This window comes from Pseudoalteromonas xiamenensis (assembly GCF_030994125.1).
Classification (GTDB): domain Bacteria; phylum Pseudomonadota; class Gammaproteobacteria; order Enterobacterales; family Alteromonadaceae; genus Pseudoalteromonas; species Pseudoalteromonas xiamenensis_B.
Window position 1 is genome coordinate 2,763,094 of sequence record NZ_CP099917.1, and the last position, 19,689, is coordinate 2,782,782.

General features: G+C 44.1%; 19 protein-coding genes and 1 pseudogene. 12 read left to right on the forward strand and 8 right to left on the reverse strand.

Features of this window, described 5'->3' with window-relative positions:
- Positions 1–31: 31 nt before the first annotated feature.
- From rpoD to rsmD, 5 genes and pseudogenes are all read right to left on the reverse strand, one after another.
- The gene (rpoD, locus tag NI389_RS12795) at positions 32–1,888 is read right to left on the reverse strand and encodes an RNA polymerase sigma factor RpoD (protein ID WP_208842353.1); all 1,857 of its coding nucleotides are present in this window, start codon (positions 1,886–1,888) and stop codon (positions 32–34) included.
- Between the two features lie 103 nt (positions 1,889–1,991).
- Positions 1,992–3,749, reverse strand: coding sequence for a DNA primase (gene dnaG, locus NI389_RS12800; protein WP_308360266.1), 1,758 nt, complete (start codon positions 3,747–3,749; stop codon positions 1,992–1,994).
- Positions 3,750–3,880: 131 nt separating this feature from the next.
- On the reverse strand, positions 3,881–4,327 hold the full coding sequence (locus tag NI389_RS12805) for a GatB/YqeY domain-containing protein (protein WP_308360267.1): 447 nt from the start codon (positions 4,325–4,327) through the stop codon (positions 3,881–3,883).
- 20 nt (positions 4,328–4,347) lie between these two features.
- Positions 4,348–4,563 (reverse strand): 30S ribosomal protein S21, encoded by a 216-nt coding sequence (gene rpsU / locus NI389_RS12810; RefSeq protein ID WP_208842356.1) that lies wholly within the window; start codon positions 4,561–4,563, stop codon positions 4,348–4,350.
- A gap of 152 nt (positions 4,564–4,715) precedes the next feature.
- A pseudogene (gene rsmD / locus NI389_RS12815) lies at positions 4,716–5,296 on the reverse strand (16S rRNA (guanine(966)-N(2))-methyltransferase RsmD).
- 281 nt (positions 5,297–5,577) lie between these two features.
- Here rsmD and ftsY point away from each other — a divergent pair.
- The 4 genes from ftsY to rpoH all read left to right on the forward strand — a co-directional run bounded on the left by ftsY (position 5,578) and on the right by rpoH (position 11,060).
- Positions 5,578–7,899: a signal recognition particle-docking protein FtsY gene (ftsY, locus tag NI389_RS12820; protein ID WP_308360269.1), complete on the forward strand. Its 2,322-nt coding sequence runs from the start codon at positions 5,578–5,580 to the stop codon at positions 7,897–7,899.
- Positions 7,900–8,039: 140 nt separating this feature from the next.
- Positions 8,040–8,717 carry a cell division ATP-binding protein FtsE gene (gene ftsE, locus NI389_RS12825; RefSeq protein WP_208842358.1) on the forward strand — a complete coding sequence of 226 codons (678 nt, stop codon included), beginning with the start codon at positions 8,040–8,042 and terminating at the stop codon, positions 8,715–8,717.
- Positions 8,714–9,700, forward strand: coding sequence for a permease-like cell division protein FtsX (gene ftsX, locus NI389_RS12830; protein WP_308360270.1), 987 nt, complete (start codon positions 8,714–8,716; stop codon positions 9,698–9,700). Before ftsE ends, ftsX begins: the two co-directional genes overlap by 4 nt.
- Before the next feature lie 493 nt (positions 9,701–10,193).
- Positions 10,194–11,060: an RNA polymerase sigma factor RpoH gene (gene rpoH, locus NI389_RS12835; protein ID WP_308360271.1), complete on the forward strand. Its 867-nt coding sequence runs from the start codon at positions 10,194–10,196 to the stop codon at positions 11,058–11,060.
- A gap of 113 nt (positions 11,061–11,173) precedes the next feature.
- Here the strand turns inward: rpoH and ispB are convergent, their stop codons facing one another.
- Positions 11,174–12,145 carry an octaprenyl diphosphate synthase gene (ispB, locus tag NI389_RS12840; RefSeq protein ID WP_208842361.1) on the reverse strand — a complete coding sequence of 324 codons (972 nt, stop codon included), beginning with the start codon at positions 12,143–12,145 and terminating at the stop codon, positions 11,174–11,176.
- Between the two features lie 365 nt (positions 12,146–12,510).
- Between ispB and rplU the strand changes: the two genes are divergently transcribed.
- The 7 genes from rplU to glsB all read left to right on the forward strand — a co-directional run bounded on the left by rplU (position 12,511) and on the right by glsB (position 17,177).
- Positions 12,511–12,822, forward strand: a complete 312-nt coding sequence (gene rplU / locus NI389_RS12845; RefSeq protein WP_208842362.1) for a 50S ribosomal protein L21 — start codon at positions 12,511–12,513, stop codon at positions 12,820–12,822.
- Positions 12,823–12,841: 19 nt separating this feature from the next.
- The gene (gene rpmA, locus NI389_RS12850) at positions 12,842–13,099 is read left to right on the forward strand and encodes a 50S ribosomal protein L27 (RefSeq protein WP_005490996.1); all 258 of its coding nucleotides are present in this window, start codon (positions 12,842–12,844) and stop codon (positions 13,097–13,099) included.
- A gap of 288 nt (positions 13,100–13,387) precedes the next feature.
- On the forward strand, positions 13,388–14,548 hold the full coding sequence (gene cgtA / locus NI389_RS12855) for an Obg family GTPase CgtA (protein WP_308360272.1): 1,161 nt from the start codon (positions 13,388–13,390) through the stop codon (positions 14,546–14,548).
- A 61-nt stretch (positions 14,549–14,609) separates the two neighbouring features.
- A complete protein-coding gene (gene folA, locus NI389_RS12860; RefSeq protein WP_372588601.1) occupies positions 14,610–15,101 on the forward strand; it encodes a type 3 dihydrofolate reductase in 492 nt (163 codons plus the stop codon).
- Between the two features lie 77 nt (positions 15,102–15,178).
- Entirely contained in the window at positions 15,179–15,553 is a 375-nt protein-coding gene (locus NI389_RS12865) for a DUF3718 domain-containing protein (protein ID WP_308360273.1), read from the forward strand.
- A gap of 294 nt (positions 15,554–15,847) precedes the next feature.
- Positions 15,848–16,156: a ribosome hibernation-promoting factor, HPF/YfiA family gene (gene hpf, locus NI389_RS12870; RefSeq protein WP_308360274.1), complete on the forward strand. Its 309-nt coding sequence runs from the start codon at positions 15,848–15,850 to the stop codon at positions 16,154–16,156.
- 103 nt (positions 16,157–16,259) lie between these two features.
- A complete protein-coding gene (gene glsB / locus NI389_RS12875; protein ID WP_308360275.1) occupies positions 16,260–17,177 on the forward strand; it encodes a glutaminase B in 918 nt (305 codons plus the stop codon).
- Between the two features lie 57 nt (positions 17,178–17,234).
- On the opposite strand, the gene NI389_RS12880 is transcribed toward glsB, so the two are convergent.
- Positions 17,235–18,536: an inosine/guanosine kinase gene (locus NI389_RS12880; protein WP_308360276.1), complete on the reverse strand. Its 1,302-nt coding sequence runs from the start codon at positions 18,534–18,536 to the stop codon at positions 17,235–17,237.
- 160 nt (positions 18,537–18,696) lie between these two features.
- Between NI389_RS12880 and tadA the strand changes: the two genes are divergently transcribed.
- Complete coding sequence (gene tadA, locus NI389_RS12885; protein ID WP_372588602.1) at positions 18,697–19,188, forward strand: tRNA adenosine(34) deaminase TadA; 492 nt, start codon at positions 18,697–18,699, stop codon at positions 19,186–19,188.
- Here tadA and NI389_RS12890 read toward each other — a convergent pair.
- Positions 19,179–19,337, reverse strand: a complete 159-nt coding sequence (locus NI389_RS12890) for a hypothetical protein (RefSeq protein WP_208842369.1) — start codon at positions 19,335–19,337, stop codon at positions 19,179–19,181. The genes tadA and NI389_RS12890 overlap by 10 nt on opposite strands.
- Positions 19,338–19,689: the final 352 nt, after the last annotated feature.

Here is a 19,689-nt window from a genome sequence, read left to right on the forward strand (position 1 = left end):
GGCCGCTTGATGCGGCCTCTTTATGATTTGATTAAGACTTGATGTCTAGGAAGCTTTTCAACAAGTCAGAGCGAGAAGGGTGACGAAGCTTGCGAAGTGCTTTTGCTTCGATTTGACGAATACGCTCACGCGTTACGTCGAATTGCTTACCTACTTCTTCAAGCGTGTGGTCTGTGTTCATATCAATACCAAAACGCATACGAAGTACTTTCGCTTCTCTTGCTGTTAGACCTGCTAACACTTCATTCGTCGCAGCTCGAAGACTTTCCATCGTTGCAGAGTCAATTGGTGACTCGATGGTTGTGTCCTCAATGAAATCACCTAAGTGCGAATCTTCATCGTCACCGATAGGTGTTTCCATTGAAATAGGCTCTTTAGCGATCTTCAATACCTTACGGATTTTGTCTTCCGGCATTGCCATGCGCTCAGCTAACTCTTCAGGGCTTGGCTCACGACCCATCTCTTGAAGCATTTGACGAGAAATACGGTTTAGTTTGTTGATCGTCTCGATCATATGCACTGGAATACGGATTGTACGAGCTTGGTCCGCGATTGAACGCGTAATCGCTTGACGGATCCACCATGTTGCATAAGTTGAGAATTTATAACCACGACGGTATTCAAACTTATCTACCGCTTTCATCAGACCGATATTACCTTCTTGAATAAGATCCAAGAATTGTAAACCACGGTTGGTGTATTTCTTTGCAATTGAAATTACAAGACGTAAGTTAGCTTCAACCATTTCCTTTTTAGCACGGCGCGCTTTCGCTTCACCGATACTCATACGGCGGTTGATGTCTTTAATACGCTCAACAGTTAAACCCGTGCTTTCTTCAATAGCTTTTAATTTGTTAACGCAACGCTCGATTTCAGGACGAACTTCTTCCAATTTCGCAGAGTGCTTTTCACCCGCAGCAATTTCTGCGTCGATCCAAGACATGTCTGTTTCATTGTTCGCAAAATGCTTCACAAATGTTTTCTTGGGTACTTTAGCAACCTGAACCGCTTGCTTCATGATGATACGTTCTTGAACGCGAACTTTATCCATCATTGAGCGCATATTGTTAACCATACGGTCAAACTGTTTAGGTACTAGTTTGAACATACGGAACAATTCGCCGATTTCTTGAATCGCCGTTTGTGCGTCTGGGTGTGAACGGCCTTTTTGCTCGAAGACATCGCGTGCTTTATTGTATAAAACACGAAGTTGTTCGAAGTGCTCGCGTGCTACTTCTGGATCAGGACCTGAATCGCCATCATCGCTATCGTCGTCGCTGTCTTCATCGCTGTCATCGTCTTCGTCGTCTAAGTCTTCATCGCTTAGCTCAGAACCAACGTGAGTTGCTGAAATAGGGAAACCATCGTCTTCTTCAAGGGCATTTGGATCATAAAAACCAGAAACAATGTCGCTCAAGCGAATTTCTTCTGCTTCAAACTTGTCCCATTGCTCGAGAAGTTCAGCGATTGCTTCAGGGTATTCTGCAACGCTCAATTGAACTTGGTTAATACCTTCTTCGATACGTTTTGCGATTAGGATTTCGCCTTCACGTGTCAAAAGTTCAACAGTACCCATTTCGCGCATATACATACGCACGGGGTCAGTTGTACGGCCAATCTCTTTTTCAACTGTTGCGAGCGCAGCCGCAGCAGCTTCAGCAGCATCATCGTCAGTCGTTGTCTCTTGCATCATTAGTTCATCGGCATCTGGTGCGTTTTCAGCAACAGTAATACCCATGTCATTGATCATACTAATGATGTCTTCTACTTGATCTGAGTCTATGATGTCTTGTGGAAGGTGATCATTGACTTCTGCAAAAGTTAAGTAACCTTGCTCTTTACCTTTCTGAATCAGAAGTTTAAGTTGTGACTGAGGAGATTGATCCATAGAGAAATATGCTTCCACTCTGATAAGTTGTTTACAACAAGGCGCCCCCGAGGTTTGTAACTCAAATGAAGACGCAGTGAATAGAGTATATTAGCAGCAAAAATCAATTTTGACTAGAACTTCGTCGCTTTAAGGCAATAGTTAATAGTGCCACTTCGTGTCGTTCTTCGCTACTAAGACCCTCAGTTTTGTCCTTCATTAATAGGGTCTCATGTCGCAAATTTAAACACTGATCTTCGATAAATTGAAAAGTTTGTTGGAATTGCTTAATTAGTGCTTCTTCTTTGATGTTATGTGGCCAAGATGCGAGCTTTTTGAGGATGTCATACTCTTTTGTGTCTCGAAAGGCTTCAAAAAGTTGCGCCGTCGAATAATTCGGGTTTTCTAAACACAATTGTTGCACTCGCAAAAATAACTCAATACCAGGAATGCCCATTTCAGCGAGCTCAGGTAAATAATCCACTTCCTTTGCAAGAACAGGATGTTGCACTAGTAGGCCGATAGCTTGGCGCATTGGTGTGACTTTGAATTTGCGTTCAATTGATTGCTGCTGTTTTGGGGTCGTGAGTTTTTTGGAAAGCTGCTCACGAGTCTTACCAATAAAACGAGCGAGTAAGTCGAGTAAAGTGTCTTGATAAAAATCACTGGGTACTTTATCGATAAGAGGGAGTGCGTCCGACATGAGCTTAGATTTGCCTGCATCACTTGTCATATCTACCTGCGAGGTCAGCTTCTGATACAGTACGTTACTGTAGTCTTCCGCATTTTTCAGCCGCTCTTCGAATGCTTCTTTGCCTTCTTTTTGCACGAGTGAATCAGGGTCTTCACCATCTGGAAGAAACACAAATTGGAGCGCCTTACCATGACTTAGATAAGGAAGAGCGTGTTCGAGCGCACGCCATGCTGCATCACGACCTGCACGGTCGCCATCATAACAACAAATTACTTTGTCCGTGGTGCGAAATAAGGTTTGCATATGTTCTGCCGTCGTTGCTGTACCTAGGGCAGCCACTGCATAGTCAATGCCTTTTTCAGCTAACGCGACAACATCCATATAGCCTTCAACAATTAAAACCTGAGCGAGTTTGTTGTGCGCTTGTTTTGCCTCATAGAGTCCATACAGTTCGAACCCTTTGTGGAAAATACGTGTTTCTGGCGAGTTAAGGTATTTAGGACCTTGATCGGCACTCATTACGCGACCACCAAACGCAATGACGCGCCCCCGTTTGTCACGGATGGGGAACATAAGACGGTCACGGAAAAAGTCGAATCGACGCAATTGCTGGTTTTCAGTAGCCAGTTTCAGATCGACAAGCTGTTGCTGCAATTCTTTGCTTTTACCTAAATACTTATAAAGCGAGTCCCACTCAGCAGGCGCATAGCCAATTTGAAAGCGTTTCGCGGTTTCACCCGATATGCCCCGACGCTTAACATATTCAATGACCTCAGCTGATTTTTCGTGTTGTTTAAGCTGATGTTGATAAAATACTGCAGTTTGTTGCATCAGTTCATAATCAGAACGACGTTCTGCTTGTGTGCGTTGCGGCGCACCTGATCCTTGTTCTCTTGGCACGTCTAGATTTAGAGTGGCAGCGAGTTCTTCAATTGCATCGACAAATTCTAACTTGTCGTATTCCATTACAAAGGAAATAGCGTTGCCGTTCGCACCGCAGCCGAAGCAGTGGTAAAACTGTTTGTCACGAGAAACTGTAAAAGAAGGGGATTTTTCATTGTGGAAAGGACAACAGGCTTGGTAATCTTTGCCGGCTTTTTTAAGTCCAATGCGACCATCAATGAGATCGACAATATCGACTCGAGCAAGTAAATCATCAATAAACTGTCTAGGGATCTTACCTGCCATCTTGAGACTATTCCTCACTCAAAAAGTTAACTCGCGTGAATTTCACCACACTATCCATGAGATTGCACCCTTTAGAAAAGAAAAAACCGAGCATAGTGCTCGGTCTTCATATTCGCTTGGGCAGGAAGTCTTTATGCTGTTAGCTTTTGCTTAATTAGAGCAGAAACTACAGCCATATCAGCTCGGCCTTCGGCTTTGCTTTTAATAACTCCCATTACTTTACCCATGTCTTGCATACCTGATGCACCAAGCTCAACAATCGTGCTTTCGACAAGCGCGGCTACTTCAGCTTCTGTAAGAGGTTGTGGCAAGAATGTTTCAAGCGCTTCGATTTCACTTGCTTCTTTATCAGCTAAATCGTCACGGCCTGCGTCCTTAAACTGAGTGTAAGAATCGCGACGCTGCTTTACCAGCTTTACGATAACGGCAGTAACAACGGCATCGTCTATCGTAATTTGTTCGTCAATTTCACGCTGCTTAACAGCAGCAAGTACTGAACGAATCGCGCCAAGACGAATTTTGTCTTTGGCTTTCATGGCGTCTTTTTGGGCTGACTTTAACTGTTCTTGAAGGCTCATTGAAACCAAACCAAACTCGACTAGTAAAGTTTAACGCGACGTGCGTTTTCGCGAGAAAGCTTTTTCATGTGACGCTTAACTGCAGCAGCTTTCTTACGCTTACGCTCAGTTGTTGGCTTCTCATAGTGTTCGCGGCTACGAACTTCAGCAAGGATACCTGCTTTTTCACATGAACGCTTAAAACGACGTAATGCAACGTCAAACGGCTCGTTTTCTCTTACTTTAATAACTGGCATTAAAAATTCACCTACCTAATTAATGAGCTTTCGCTCAGGCTGATCATCAAATGATCATATGGTTCAAAAATGGTGCGGTATTGTAATCCGACACTACAGCACTTGTAAAGCTTAAATTATAGCTAATAATTTGAGTTCAGAAAACTAGGTAATTACTCTCGTAAAAACAGGCGATAGGCCACTTGGCCCGCCTTTTTTCTTTATAAAGTCGCCAGTTTTCGGGCACATTTAACTCTAGTTCTTGCTCAACTTCAATATAGATGATGGCTTCTTTAGCAAGCCAACCATTAGTCTCTAGTTGTGTACAAATTGTCGCCGCTAGTGCTTTTCGAAAAGGAGGGTCAACAAACACTAAGTCATATTGTTGGGTCGCTTGAGTTTGCGTTGTGGTGAGTACATCTGATTGAATAACGCGTGCATTGGTCGTTTTTATTGCCGCCATGTTCGCTTCTATTTGCTGTGCAGCGCTTTTGTCTCGCTCAATAAAGGTGACTGTTGCAGCAAACCGCGATAATGCCTCAAAACCAAGGCCACCAGAACCGGCAAAGCAATCCAGTACAGTTGCATCACGAATGTCTTGCATCAACCAGTTGAACAAGGTTTCTTTCACACGATCTGTTGTGGGTCTTAACCCCTCAACGTCTTTGACCGGTAGTTTTCGGCCGCGATACTTGCCACCAATGATGCGGATAAACCCATTTTTTGAGCTGGCCGAAGGCGTATTTTTTCTCATGTTATTCTCATCAGATTTTACAGTGCAAGGCGAAACACAGGCGTTGTTCAAGGCATTGATAAAATGATGAACGAACCGCTTACCGTCATTTTTAAGCAAGTTAAAGCATGATACACTCTTAACCAAATGTATTTTACGCGTTTTGCTTTATGTATTACCTCCAACTTATATAAAGCAAAGTAGTTGGAGAGGATCTGTCGGTGGTGTTATCGATGATGCACTAATACGACAAATTGATTCTTTTCAGTTTACCAGATTTCACTATGCGGTAATTAAGGTTTATGGGAAAAACGAATAAAATTTTATCTTGGTTTGGTTTTGGCAAAAAAGCAGAGCAAGAAAAGGCGGCACTTGTAGAAGCAGAGCGTCAAGCAGCGGAAGAAGCGGCGCGTGTAGAAGCAGAACGTCAAGCAGCGGAAGAGACCGCGCGTTTAGAAGCTGAGCGTCAGGCAGCAGAAGAGGCGGCGCGTGTAGAAGCAGAACGTCACGCCGCGGAAGAGACCGCACGTTTAGAAGCCGAGCGTCAGGCTGCGGAAGAGACCGCGCGTTTAGAAGCCGAGCGTCAAGCCGCAGAAGAGGCCGCGCGCGTAGAAGCCGAGCGTCAGGCAGCGGAAGAAGCTGCGCGTATAGAAGCTGAGCGTCAAGCTGCGGAAGAAGCGGCGCGTTTAGAAGCAGAACGTCAAGCAGCGGAAGAGACCGCGCGTATAGAAGCCGAGCGTCAAGCCGAGGAAGAAGCTGCGCGTGTAGAAGCAGAACGTCAAGCAGTGGAAGAGGCCGCGCGTGTAGAAGCAGAGCGTCAAGCTGCGGAAGAGGTGGCGCGTGTAGAAGCTGAGCGTCAAGCCGCGGAAGAAGCGGCGCGTTTAGAAGCAGAACGTCAAGCAGCGGAAGAGACCGCGCGTGTAGAAGCAGAGCGTCAAGCCGCGGAAGAGGCGGCGTGTGTAGAAGCAGAACGTCAAGCAGTGGAAGAGGCCGCGCGTGTAGCAGCAGAACGTCAAGCCGCGGAAGAAGCTGCGCGTATAGAAGCTGAGCGTCAGGCAGCGGAAGAGACCGCGCGTTTAGAAGCTGAGCGTCAAGCAGCGGAAGAAGCTGCGCGTTTAGAAGCTGAGCGTCAGGCAGCGGAAGAGGCCGCGCGCGTAGAAGCTGAGCGTCAAGCCGCGGAAGAGGCCGTGCGTGTAGAAGCTGAGCGTCAAGCCGCAGAAGAAGCGGCGCGTATAGAAGCTGAGCGTCAGGCAGCGGAAGAAGCTGCGCGTCTAGAAGCAGAGCGTCAAGCCGCGGAAGAAGCTGCGCGTGTAGAAGCCGAGCGTCAAGCAGCGGAAGAGACCGCGCGTTTAGAAGCTGAGCGTCAAGCCGCGGAAGAGACCGCGCGTGTAGAAGCAGAGCGTCAAGCAGCGGAAGAGGCGGCGCGTTTAGAAACTGAGCGTCAAGCCGCGGAAGAAGCCGCGCGTGTAGAAGCAGAACGCCAAGCCGCAGAAGAAGCGGCGCGTGTAGAAGCCGAGCGTCAAGCAGCGGAAGAAGCTACGCGTGTAGAAGCCGAGCGTCAAGCCGCGGAAAAAGCGGCGCGTTTAGAAGCAGAACGTCAAGCAGCGGAAGAGGCGGCGCGTTTAGAAACTGAGCGTCAAGCCGCGGAAGAAGCGGCGCGTGTAGAAGCCGAGCGTCAAGCAACAGAAGCAACACAGCCAAAGAAAGGTTTTTTCACACGTCTGAAAGAGAGTCTGGTAAAAACAAAGGTTAATATCGGGTCGGGGTTTGCGTCTTTATTTAAGGGCAAGAAAATCGATGATGAGTTATTTGAAGAACTCGAAACTCAACTTTTGACGGCAGACCTTGGGGTAGATACAACGATGAAGTTGATTGATACCCTAACTGACGTTGCTGATCGTAAACAGCTAAAAGATGGTGATGCGCTTTACGAGTTACTTAAACAAGAAATGGCTAATATGTTGAAGTCTGCAGAGCAGCCTTTGGTCATTCCTGACACCAAAAAACCATTTGTTATTTTAATGGTTGGCGTAAACGGGGTTGGTAAAACAACGACGATTGGTAAACTGGCTAAGCAATTCCAAGAACAGGGCAAGAGTGTCATGTTGGCAGCGGGTGATACCTTCCGTGCGGCAGCTGTTGAACAGTTACAAGTTTGGGGTGAGCGTAATAACATTCATGTCGTCGCCCAGCATACGGGGGCTGACAGCGCTTCAGTGGTTTTTGATGCATTCCAAGCTGCGCAAGCGCGCAACATTGATGTTTTAATTGCTGACACGGCTGGTCGTTTGCAAAACAAAGATAACCTAATGCAAGAGCTCGAGAAAATTGCTCGAGTGATGAAAAAGATTGACCCTGAGGCTCCACATGAAGTCATGTTAACGATCGATGCTGGAACAGGCCAAAATGCAATTAGCCAGGTTAACCTCTTTAATAAAGCCGTTGGTTTAACCGGTATTACGTTGACGAAGCTTGACGGCACAGCGAAAGGGGGAGTTATTTTTGCAGTCGCAGATAAATTCCAGATCCCTATTCGTTATATCGGTGTCGGTGAGGGCATTGATGACTTGCGAGCATTCAATAGTCACGATTTTATTGAAGCATTGTTCAGTCAAGAAGATTAGAAAACAACACTCAAAGAGGCCTCATTGGCCTCTTGCCATAACAGCCTTTAAATTGGGGATTGATAAGGGCGCTTTGAGCGAATGTCAAAACGTTCGACTTGGTTAACAGTTGAAGGGAATTAGAAGAATAAGGCGAGAGGATGATTAAGTTTCAACAGGTAAGTAAGACCTTTCCCGGCGGACACAAAGCGCTGCAAAAGGTGAGCTTTGAATTAGCCAAAGGCGAGTTGGCGTTTTTGACGGGTCACAGTGGAGCGGGGAAAAGCACCTTGCTCAAACTCATCAGTGTGATGGAACGCCCTTCAGCGGGTCAGGTATATATTAATGGTGTTGATCTCAACTCGATTAGTAATAAGGACATTCCGTACGTTCGACGTGATATTGGTATTATCTTTCAAAACCATCGTTTGCTTGACCGTTACACTGTGTTTGACAACGTTGCGTTGCCACTGATTATTGAAGGTGCGCATCATGGTGACGTCACTAAACGTGTTCACGCAGCTTTAGATAAAGTGGGATTACTCGATAAAGTGAAGTGTTACCCTCAAACGTTATCAGGTGGTGAGCAGCAACGAGTTGGCATTGCGCGAGCAATTGTCACATCGCCACCTTTACTGCTTGCAGACGAGCCCACCGGGAACTTAGATCCTGAATTGTCCATGGAAATCTTGAATCTGTTTGAAGAGTTTAACAGCCATGGTACGTCTGTGCTTATCGCAACACATGATTTAGGTCTTATCGCGCGTATGAAATATCGTTCATTGACGTTATCGCATGGTCGCCTGCTTCAAGACCCGTTAGCGGAGGCATTACAATGAGTCTATTGTTTAAGGGGCGACAAGCCTCCTACGAACGAAAGCGCAGTTCCATTATCGCCCGTGTTTATTTCTTTATTTTGATGATTATTCGTCAAGGCGTGCAAAGTTTAGGTGAAATGTGGCGAACACCTTTAGCATCCATCATGACAATTTGTGTATTGGGGCTAAGTTTAACTCTACCGTCGACCTTGTACTTAATTGTTAAAAATGTACAACAGGTAAGAAGCGGCTTCCAAGATGCAGCGGAAATCTCACTGTTTGTTAAACAGGAAATGAATGAACAGCAAACGCAATCGCTTGTGAAAAGGTTAGCTCTCTATCCTGAAATTGAAAAAGTAACCTTTATCAGTAAAACGCAGGCACTAGATGAATTCAAAAGTTTGTCTGGGTTCGGTAATGCTTTGGATTATTTAGATGAAAATCCCTTGCCAGAAGTCGTTTTAGTCACGCCGACAAGCCGTCATCGTAATGCGGATGCCGCGAAAGCGCTGTTGGAAAAATTGACTACAGAACGTGAAGTGGAATTTGGTAAGTTAGATATTGAATGGCTTGAGCGATTGAATGCCTTACTCAGTTTGCTACGAGAAAGCGTCATCACGATAGCTATATTGTTGCTGACTTCGGTAACTCTCATTATCGGTAATACAATTCGCTTATCTATCATGGACAAGAAAGCTGAGATTCAGGTGATGAAACTTGTGGGTGCTACGAATAGTTTTATACACACGCCTTTTTTGTGGACGGGGATTTGGTATGGTGTGATAGGTGGTTTTATCGCGTTTATTTGTTTGACTTTGATGATGTGGTGGCTTGAATCCGCAGTACATCGTGTTGCAGGGGTGTATCAAACAGATTTTGTGATGACAGGCTTAAGTGGAAGCGAATTCGGTATTCTGCTGTCAATGGCCATCGGACTTGGATTCTTTGGTTCATTCCTTTCTGTGAATCGCTATATAAAAGAAATAGAGCCAGATAAAGTCTAACTCAACGATACCGCAAGCATAGGGCAGTAAAATGGCTAGTTGGATTGTTAGCACTGCCCTTCACTAAGTCATTTGAAATAAAAGAGTGCTAAATCGACGTTCATGACTATGATTCTAGGGCGTTAGTTGCTTTAGCTTTAAAAGCGGCACTCCGTCTAAGGTAAAAATCTCAATTACATATAAATTGCTAAAAACTCAAACGGTTGCGTACTGCTGTTGTGTTTTGTGCAGTATTTTAAGTGGTATATTTAGCACTTTTCAGCGTAAGTTCAGACTCTCTTTAGCACTCTCCAGTCTCATAACTGTCACATTATTGTCTTAAACTGAATGCTGTATTAATGTTTTTTCTTATTATTTATCAGTGGTTTGTAACTTGTTACATCTAAGGGTAAAAAAAACTTGCATAGCACAGCGATCCACGTTATAAATTGTTTTAGCACTCTCAAGGGGAGAGTGCTAAAGTTTAACGTGAAATTTGTCACTGAGGTGAAAAATGGGTAACGATTTATATGCAATGGCACTTACAACTGGACAGCAAAGCGCGAGTTTAGAAGGCTACGTACATGCGGTTAGCACTATTCCTATGCTCGATGCTGAAAAAGAGAAAGCGCTAGCCACTCGCCTTCACGAAGAAGGGGATCTGGATGCAGCTAAACAGCTTATCATGTCTCATCTCAGATTTGTGGTGCATATCGCCAAAAGCTATTCTGGCTACGGCCTGCCGCAAGCTGACTTAATTCAAGAAGGTAACATCGGTCTAATGAAAGCAGTGAAACGCTTCAACCCAGAAGTCGGTGTTCGCTTGGTTTCATTCGCGGTACATTGGATTAAAGCTGAAATCCATGAGTACGTATTGAAAAATTGGCGCATCGTTAAAGTTGCTACAACCAAAGCGCAGCGTAAATTGTTCTTCAACTTACGTAAAAACAAAAAGCGTTTAGGTTGGTTCAACCAAGAAGAAGTTACAACCGTTGCTAATGAACTCGGTGTGAGTGAGCGCGAAGTACGTGAAATGGAATCGCGCATGAGTGGTCAGGACATGGGGTTTGATCTTACGTCTGATGAAGATGAAGGCAGCTCAACAAGTGGTGCATTCTCTCCTGTACAATACCTTACTGATGGTAACGGTGATTTAGCCGATGCAGTAGAAGAAGAGCAATGGCAAGAGCAGTCTCACAACCGTTTGTTCTCTGCACTTAAAACACTTGATGAACGTTCGCAAGACATTATTGCGGCGCGTTGGTTAGATGATAACAAAGCGACACTACAAGAACTTGCAGAGAAATATCAAGTTTCGGCTGAACGAGTCCGCCAGCTAGAGAAAACCGCGATGAAAAAGTTACAGCAAGCAATGGTGTAACAACCATTTAGCGGAATTCGCATCGTATTAATACAAAAAAGCCCAATCAATGATTGGGCTTTTTTGTGTCTAATGCTGCGGTTTTTCAGCTCGACTCTCGACTGTTTTCGACTTTAACGGTCGCGATGAACAGCAATGTTTGCGAGAGAAATTAGCGCCTCTTTGTATGGCGATGCATCTAACACACTTAGGCAAGCAATTGCCTTGTCAGCCTCTTGCTGAGCCTTCTCCATAGTAAATTCGAGCGCTTTTGTCTGAGACAGTGTCTCTAGGATCTCATCAATATAATCTAAACCATCAGCGTGTTCGATGGCATGACGGATTTGCGCGACTTGTGCCTCATTACCATGTTTCATCGCATATAGAAGCGGCAACGTTGGTTTACCTTCAGCTAAGTCATCACCGACGTTTTTACCCATCGCCTTTGCATCTGCGCTGTAATCCAGCACGTCGTCAACAAGTTGGAATGCTGTGCCCAGATGCATGCCATACAATTTCATGGCCTCTTGGCACTGTGCATCTTTATCTAAAATGATAGCAGGCAATAAAGTTGCAGCTTCAAAGAGTTTTGCTGTCTTACTGTAAATAACCTGCATGTAGCTGGCTTCAGTAGTATCCGGGTCATTGCAATTCATTAGCTGTAGTACTTCGCCTTCAGCGATAATATTTGTAGCGTCAGCTAAAATACGCATGACTTCCATGTTATTCAGACCAACCATTAATTGGAAAGAACGAGTATAAATAAAGTCGCCCACTAGAACACTTGCCGCGTTACCAAACTCCGCATTTGCAGTTGGCTCACCTCGACGAAGTAACGATTCATCAACGACATCGTCATGCAAAAGAGTTGCTGTGTGAATGAATTCAATAATGGTTGCGAGTGTTACGTGCTTCTCACCTTCATAACCTAGCGCTTTAGCAGCTAAAAGTGCGAGCATTGGGCGTACGCGTTTGCCACCACTATTTATGATGTACAAACCAAGTTGGCTGACTAATGCCACATCGGAGCGCATTTGCGCATGGATTAATTGATCGACGCTTTTCATATCGTTATTTATTAGCGTCTGGATAGCTTTAATATCCATTTCTTTCCAAGCCATGTGAGTGAGATAAACGCCGCGATTGTACTACAAAAATTACATTGTCTCGAGATTTTGTAGGGTTGGAGTAAAAAAAGCATGAAGACGATCTTTTTTGCTTAATTCCTAAGCAGAAATGGACCTCATATAGGCAATTTTACAAATGTGACAATTCGATGTAAAAAGCGCTTGGCATAAGGCGAAAAATCGCTACAATAGCAAAAAAAATTTATCCGCCCTCACTCGAATTATTTTTTATTCGTTTTTTGTCCAAAATGGACTTGCGCATAGGGTCGCGTTAGCGTAAACTTCGCGCCCTATTGAAGAATATTTAGTTGCGTCGATTTGAGGGCGCACAGACGGAGTTAATTATGTACGCGGTTTTCCAAAGTGGTGGTAAACAGCACCGTGTGACTGAAGGTCAAACAATTCGTCTAGAGAAGCTAGACGTTGAGACTGGTGCGGCAGTTGAATTCGATTCAGTACTTCTAATTGCTGATGGCGAAAAAATCGAGATCGGTGCACCGTTCGTTAACGGTGGCAAAGTGACAGCTGAGGTTGTTTCACACGGTCGTGGTGAGAAAATTAAGATCGTTAAATTTAGACGTCGTAAGCATTCTCGCAAGCAAATGGGCCACCGTCAGTGGTTCACTGAAGTTAAAATCACTGGCATTAGCGCTTAATATTTAGAGGTACAGAAAGATGGCACATAAAAAGGCAGCTGGTAGTACTCGTAACGGTCGTGATTCAGAAAGCAAACGCTTAGGTGTTAAGCGTTTCGGTGGCGAATCAGTATTAGCGGGTAACATTATCGTTCGTCAACGTGGTACTAAATTCCACGCTGGTACTAACGCTTCAATCGGTCGTGACCACACTATCTTCGCAACTGCAGATGGCAAAGTTGTGTTTGAGCAAAAAGGTCCGCTTAACCGTAAATACGTTAGCATCGTTGCTGAGTAATCGGTAAAGAATTAGAAAAACCCCGCTTAGGCGGGGTTTTTTGTTTTTATGGGGTAGTAAGGTCCATTCCAAAAGATAACTCCTGTTGTTCAGTGGATTGGCAAATATCGAAAGCGATGTTTGTGCTTAGGGCAATTGGCACTGTCATGAATAAGCATGTCAGCTGCGAATATTGAGCAAATTCGCATTATGTCTCGGTGCAATCCCCAAATCATTGTTATAATACCCCAATATTAGTACCAAACTTTGTTTGGTCTGAAACCTCAAGCGAGTCAAAAGAGAGTAAGCATGAAGTTTGTCGATGAAGTTGAAATTCGTGTAGAAGCCGGTGATGGCGGCAATGGTGTCGTATCATTCCGACGCGAGAAATTCGTTCCGGATGGCGGTCCTGATGGTGGTGACGGCGGTGATGGCGGTAGCGTATTTTTGCAAGCCGACGAAAACCTGAATACTCTAATTGACTACCAGTTTGAGCGTTTTCATTTTGCTGAACGTGGTACAAATGGTGCGTCTCGTAACTGTACCGGTAAAAAAGGGAATGATCTTATCCTTCGTGTACCGGTTGGAACCCGTATTACCGACGTAGACACCGACGAAGTCATTGGTGACTTAACGGCGAATGGTCAAAAGCTCATTGTTGCAAAAGGCGGTTGGCATGGTTTAGGAAATACTCGTTTTAAATCGAGTACAAACCGTGCGCCTCGTCAAAAGACAATGGGTACAAAAGGCGAAGTACGTGGACTTCGTTTAGAGCTATTATTGCTTGCTGACGTAGGTTTACTTGGTTTGCCAAATGCTGGTAAATCAACGTTTATCCGTAGTGTGTCAGCAGCAAAACCAAAAGTGGCTGATTATCCATTTACAACGCTAGTACCAAATTTAGGGGTTGTTCGTGCCGATGCGAACAAATCGTTTGTGGTTGCGGATATTCCGGGCTTAATTGAAGGCGCATCAGATGGTGCAGGTCTTGGTATTCGTTTCTTAAGACACCTAGAGCGTTGTCGTGTACTACTGCACATAGTTGATGTCATGCCTGTGGATGGCAGCGATCCAGTTGAAAACGCATTTGCTATTATCAATGAATTACATCAATACAGCCCTAAATTAGCTGAAAAGCCACGCTGGTTGGTACTCAATAAAATCGATTTGTTACTTGAAGAAGAGCAAGACGAAATTTGTGGGCGCATTGCTGAAGAGCTAGGTGAAGAAACTAACGTTTACCGAATTTCTGCCGCGAATAAATTGAATACGCAACAATTGTGTTACGATATTATGGCTCTGCTAGATTCTATGCCTAGAGACAAATTTGCCGAAGAAGAAAGCTCTGAGGAAGTTGAGTTCAAGTGGGATACTTACCACAAAGAGGCGACTCGTCATAAGGGTAATGACGACGATTGGGATGATTGGGACGACGATGATTACGACGTTGAAGTCATCTACGAACGCTAAGAGAATAGGGCCTAAAAGGCCCTTTTTTATATTCAAAATTTAGAACGATAAAGAGGTCTATGTGATAATTTCAATGATTGCAGCGATGGCAAACAATCGAGTGATTGGGTTGGACAACCAAATGCCTTGGCATCTTCCTGCGGATCTCGCCCATTTTAAGCGTGTTACAATGAGTAAGCCTGTGATCATGGGACGCAAAACATTTGAATCAATAGGTCGTCCTTTGCCCGGTCGTCAGAATATCGTGATTACACGTGACGAGAATTACTGCGCCTTGGGGATTGATGTTGTGACGTCACCTGCTGCAGCAATTGAACTGGTTAAAGAAGCCGAAGAAGTCATGATTATCGGTGGTGGTCATATATACCAAACCTTTTTACCTAGTGCACAAAAGCTTTATCTCACCTTTATCGACCTTGATGTAGAGGGGGATACGCAGTTCCCGGATTACGAATCTGTCGCGAAATGGCAACAAGTTTGTACCGAAAATTATCAGTCAGATGATAAAAACCCGTATAATTATCAATTCGTAACGTTACATAAAAAACTATGAGTTGTTGCTAACATTTGCATTGAAAGCTATAATATTCGGAGTACTTCTATACGAACAAAGTATTAAAAGGGTCCTCTATGAAATTATCTACCGTGCTTGTATCAGCGTCTTTATGCCTAGCGTCTGTTACATTTTCTCACCAAGCGAAAGCAAATGATCAATTAGCATTGTCTTTGTGTGAATATGTTGCAGCAAACGACAAAGGCCGTTTGAGAGACACGTTGAAAGATGCAAAGGTAAAATTACGTGCAGTGTACGACGCAGTTGTTTGTAATGGTAACAACCTCGTTCGTCATGCTATCGCAAGCAATGCAACGGATGCTGGTGAATTTGTAGTTAAGAATCTACCAAAAAGCGCGCTAGAGGACGGTGCAGATATCGCTTGGGCTGAAGGCAATGGCCACGGTGGTTCAGCGCTTATCGCTATTATCAAAGAGCGTGCAGGCCTTTAAGCCGTAGGCTAACGAATTAACGAAAACCCGCGTCGAGCGGGTTTTTTATTTTTGAAGAAATAACCACTTACTTCCTGCTTAATGGCCTTTAAATTTAATGAGCCAATTCACTCTATCTTTCGTCCTTTTCCCATCACCTAGAGCAGATAGCCATTAGTGAAAAATAGAATTAGAGATTTTATGGCTAAAATCAAAGATTCATCAAAACGACAAAAAAATATCTTATTTCTCCCTTGAGGTTTGCAAAAATGCCCTCAATACTAATATTGAAAACAGCAAAAAAAGGGAGTCGCTATGAAAATTAATGTTTCTGGTCATCATGTAGATATCACAGACGCAATTAGAAACCATTTCGATGAGAAGTTTGCAAAGATAGCGAGTCATTATCCTTCGTTACTGACGTTGGACGTGATTGTCAGTAAAGATCACAACCATTTTTATACAGAAATAAATGCGAATTACATTGGCGTACATCTTTCAGTGAAAGGAGAAGACGAAGTGATGTACCCATCTATCGCCAACGCGGCGAAAAAATTAGATGCGGCGCTACGCCACCGTAAAGGCCAAATTAAGGCTAACAAACACGAAAAAATTACGGGCTAACCCTAAAAGTTAATTTGTTTATGTAAAGAGCCTTCGGGCTCTTTTTTCGTTAAGGGAGTATGCGGTAGACTGCAACAAATCCAGAAAAGTCGGAAAACGAGCCTTGCACGATTTTCAAGCCCTATTAAATCAAGTTGAGCAACATAGCCGTCCCTTCGTCGGAAAGGGAAAGGTAGCTGATTACATTCCTGCGTTAGCTGAAGTCAACCCGTTACAGTTTGCAATAGCGGTCGTTACAACGGATGGTCAAACTTATACTGCCGGTAACTGCGAATCTCGCTTCACGATTCAGTCTGTTTCCAAGGTCATGACCTTAACTCTGGCATTGCAGAGGTATGAAGAAGCGCTTTGGCGACGAGTAGGCAAAGAACCATCCGGTACGGCGTTCAATTCATTGACTCAGCTTGAATTTGAAAAAGGTATACCACGTAATCCGTTTATTAATGCCGGCGCGATAGTAACCTGTGATGCGCTCTACTCGCGCTTATCTGCGCCCATCCATAGTATGTTGGAAGCATTTCGAGCTCAAAGTGACAACCCTCGTGTTATCATCGATAAGAAAGTGGCTAATTCAGAGTATGAACATCGGCATCGTAATGCTGCTATGGCGCATCTTATGAAGTCATTTGGTAACTTTGATAACCAGGTTGATGATGTACTCAAAGCGTACTTTCACTATTGCGCAATTGAACTAAACGTCGTGGAGCTTGCCAAGGCGTATAGCTATTTATCAAATGCCGGTTATTGCCAGTTTTCCAATCAGCAACTCTTGACGGCTCGACAAACCAAACAATTGAATTCACTACTTTTTACAAGTGGGCTATATGACGCCGCCGGAGATTTCGCCTATAGAGTGGGCATGCCGGGCAAATCAGGTGTTTCCGGTACAATCATTGCGGTTGTGCCCGGGAAGTTTACTGTTGCTGTTTATTCGCCAGGTTTGGACAAAGTGGGTAATTCTGTCGCGGGAATAGAAGCATTAGCTAAGCTCTCAGAGATGATAGAGTTTAACGCTTTCTAATGCCCTGACTATTTTTCTACGCTAGAAGTAAAAAAGGCGCAAGATGCGCCTTTTTTGTTAGTCCCAATAAGCTTGCTCTAGCGAGTCTTCCCGTTCAGGAAGTCCGCGCGACAAACGAGGAGAGTGTTGTACAAGGACTTCATAGCTGGCACGGTTTGCGTATTTGCTGATCTGCGCAAGAGACGAATACGTAAAGGCATTTTGCTCATGCTTAGCCGAGTTTGGCACATTTAACTTGTGATAAACATTTGCTGATAAGTCATGTAACACGGCAGCAAGGGCACAGTCACCGGCACCGTTGGTGTTTTTAATCGCGTCAGGCCCACCCATGTATGGAGCCGAATGCGTGTAAACACGGATCGGATTTTCACATTCTGATTTACGCATGGCACGAGAATATTCGTAGCGGTTGAATTCAGATATTGCACCAGGAAGTAATGGATGCTCTGTCTCTCGTTTAAACGATTCTTCAACGTAACCAGCCATAAACATCCCGCGAGCACCCGCCGTACAAATGACAAGATCAACCCAATCAAGGGCTTTATCTGCGGCAAGTAGTGGATCACTAAATCCGGTGATTGCTTCACCTTCTTCTTCGTTCATCGCTAAAATATCAACGTATTTTTCTACGAACTCAGCCCACCAAGTTGGGTCTTGTTCAATTAAAAACTTAGTGCCCAGCGTCAAAACCACTGGAACACCAGCCTCATTGGCGTATTGAACGGCTTGCATTGTTGCTTCAGTCATTGTCTCATCGCCTTGTGTACGCATTAAATACGCACTGATGAGCAGAGCTGATGAATTTTGAACTAGTGCCTTATCAATAGATTCAGGGCGCAAGTAATTCATTAAGCCAGCACTTATGGCAAACGTACGTTCCCCTGTGTCATCTATTAACGTAAAACAACGGCCAATAGGGCCATCAACAGGTTGGAGGTAGTTCAAATCAACACGACTTGAAGTGTTACAAAGAAAACGATAAGCGTAGCTACCGATATTGATGTTTTCACTCATTACACCGAGTAACACTGAACGATCGTCCGCGAGTACGGAGTAGTTATGTAAGGTGTTACCAATCGTGCCACCGGCAAATTCGTATTCAACGAGCTTATCACGCTTTAAACGATCGTAGAGCGCATTGGTGATAGTGCTGTCGATAACTTGAGACATGCCTCGTTTTAATTGGAACTCGTCCAAAAAGGCTTGGTCAACTTTAGCTTCTATATCCACTACGATTTGGTCGATCCCACAAATGTAGTTGTGAGTTAATCGATCGCTCGAATGGAACTGGCTAATAAGTGGATCTTTGTCTTCCACTGGAAAATAGTGTTTATGCCTGCGGCGGCCAGGAAATTTCATCTTATGCCCGTGTGTAGTGTGTGCCAAGAATAAAAAAAGCGGCGAATTATAGCCCAAAGCATAAAAGCGAAGCCACGCCATTTTGTCTAATTTTAGCAATAATCCACATATCAGGCGGAACTTGTTATAATTGCGAGTAAAAATATCAGGAAAAAATAGCATGATGACACCCTCTGATGAGCATTGGATGCACATGGCACTCGAATTTGCAGACAAAGCTTGGCAGCAAGGTGAAATTCCAGTCGGTGCGGTCCTTGTAAAAGACAACGAGTTTGTTGCTGCGGGTTGGAATCAGTCCATTAGTTTACATGATCCTTCAGCGCATGCCGAAATGATGGCAATTCGCGAAGCAGGCAAGGTATTGGAAAACTATCGATTAGTTGACTGTACGCTGTATGTTACCCTTGAACCTTGCTCAATGTGTGCTGGATTGTTGGTACATAGTCGGATACAACGCGTCGTCTACGGGGCGTGTGACGCTAAAACAGGATCCGCTGGTTCTATTATGAATTTATTACAAGAACCTCGATTAAATCATCAAGTCGATATTACAAGAGGGGTGCTAGCGGATGCTTGTTCAGAAAAAATATCGGCGTTTTTTAAAGCAAGAAGAGCAGAGAAAAAGGCCTTAAAGCAGGCGGCTCAAGATTGAGCCGCGCAGCTGTCGAGTAACATCATCGCGTATTGACTGCGACGGTGTAAAATCTTTTTGTGAATGTTTTTAAGCGTAATACGACGACGATTTGGCGAAGCATTACGAATATTTCGTTTAAAACGTGTAGTTCGACGTCTATTTAACATCAGAACCTCCTTTTGTGAGAGTAACTATTCCTAGAGATTAGACCGCATAATGTTGCATTAGTTTGACAAGGCGGGTTGAAACTTGATTTCTAGTAACATGTAAATAGGATTGAAAAGCGGGTTTGCAGTTCAAAGTTAAAGGCTCGTGCGTGTTTTATCATAACGAACAGAACCTCAAATTTTCCTCGATACTAGCCGTTTTTTCACCTAACGCCTAGCATTTTTGAACGTATAAACGCCGAATTTGGATTAATCCTTATCTGCTCTAAATATTGTAGTGAATGGATGAAATTTCAAGCTGTCACCTTTTACAGTCCTCGAAAATGAAGACAAAACCTATTTTTACTTGGTT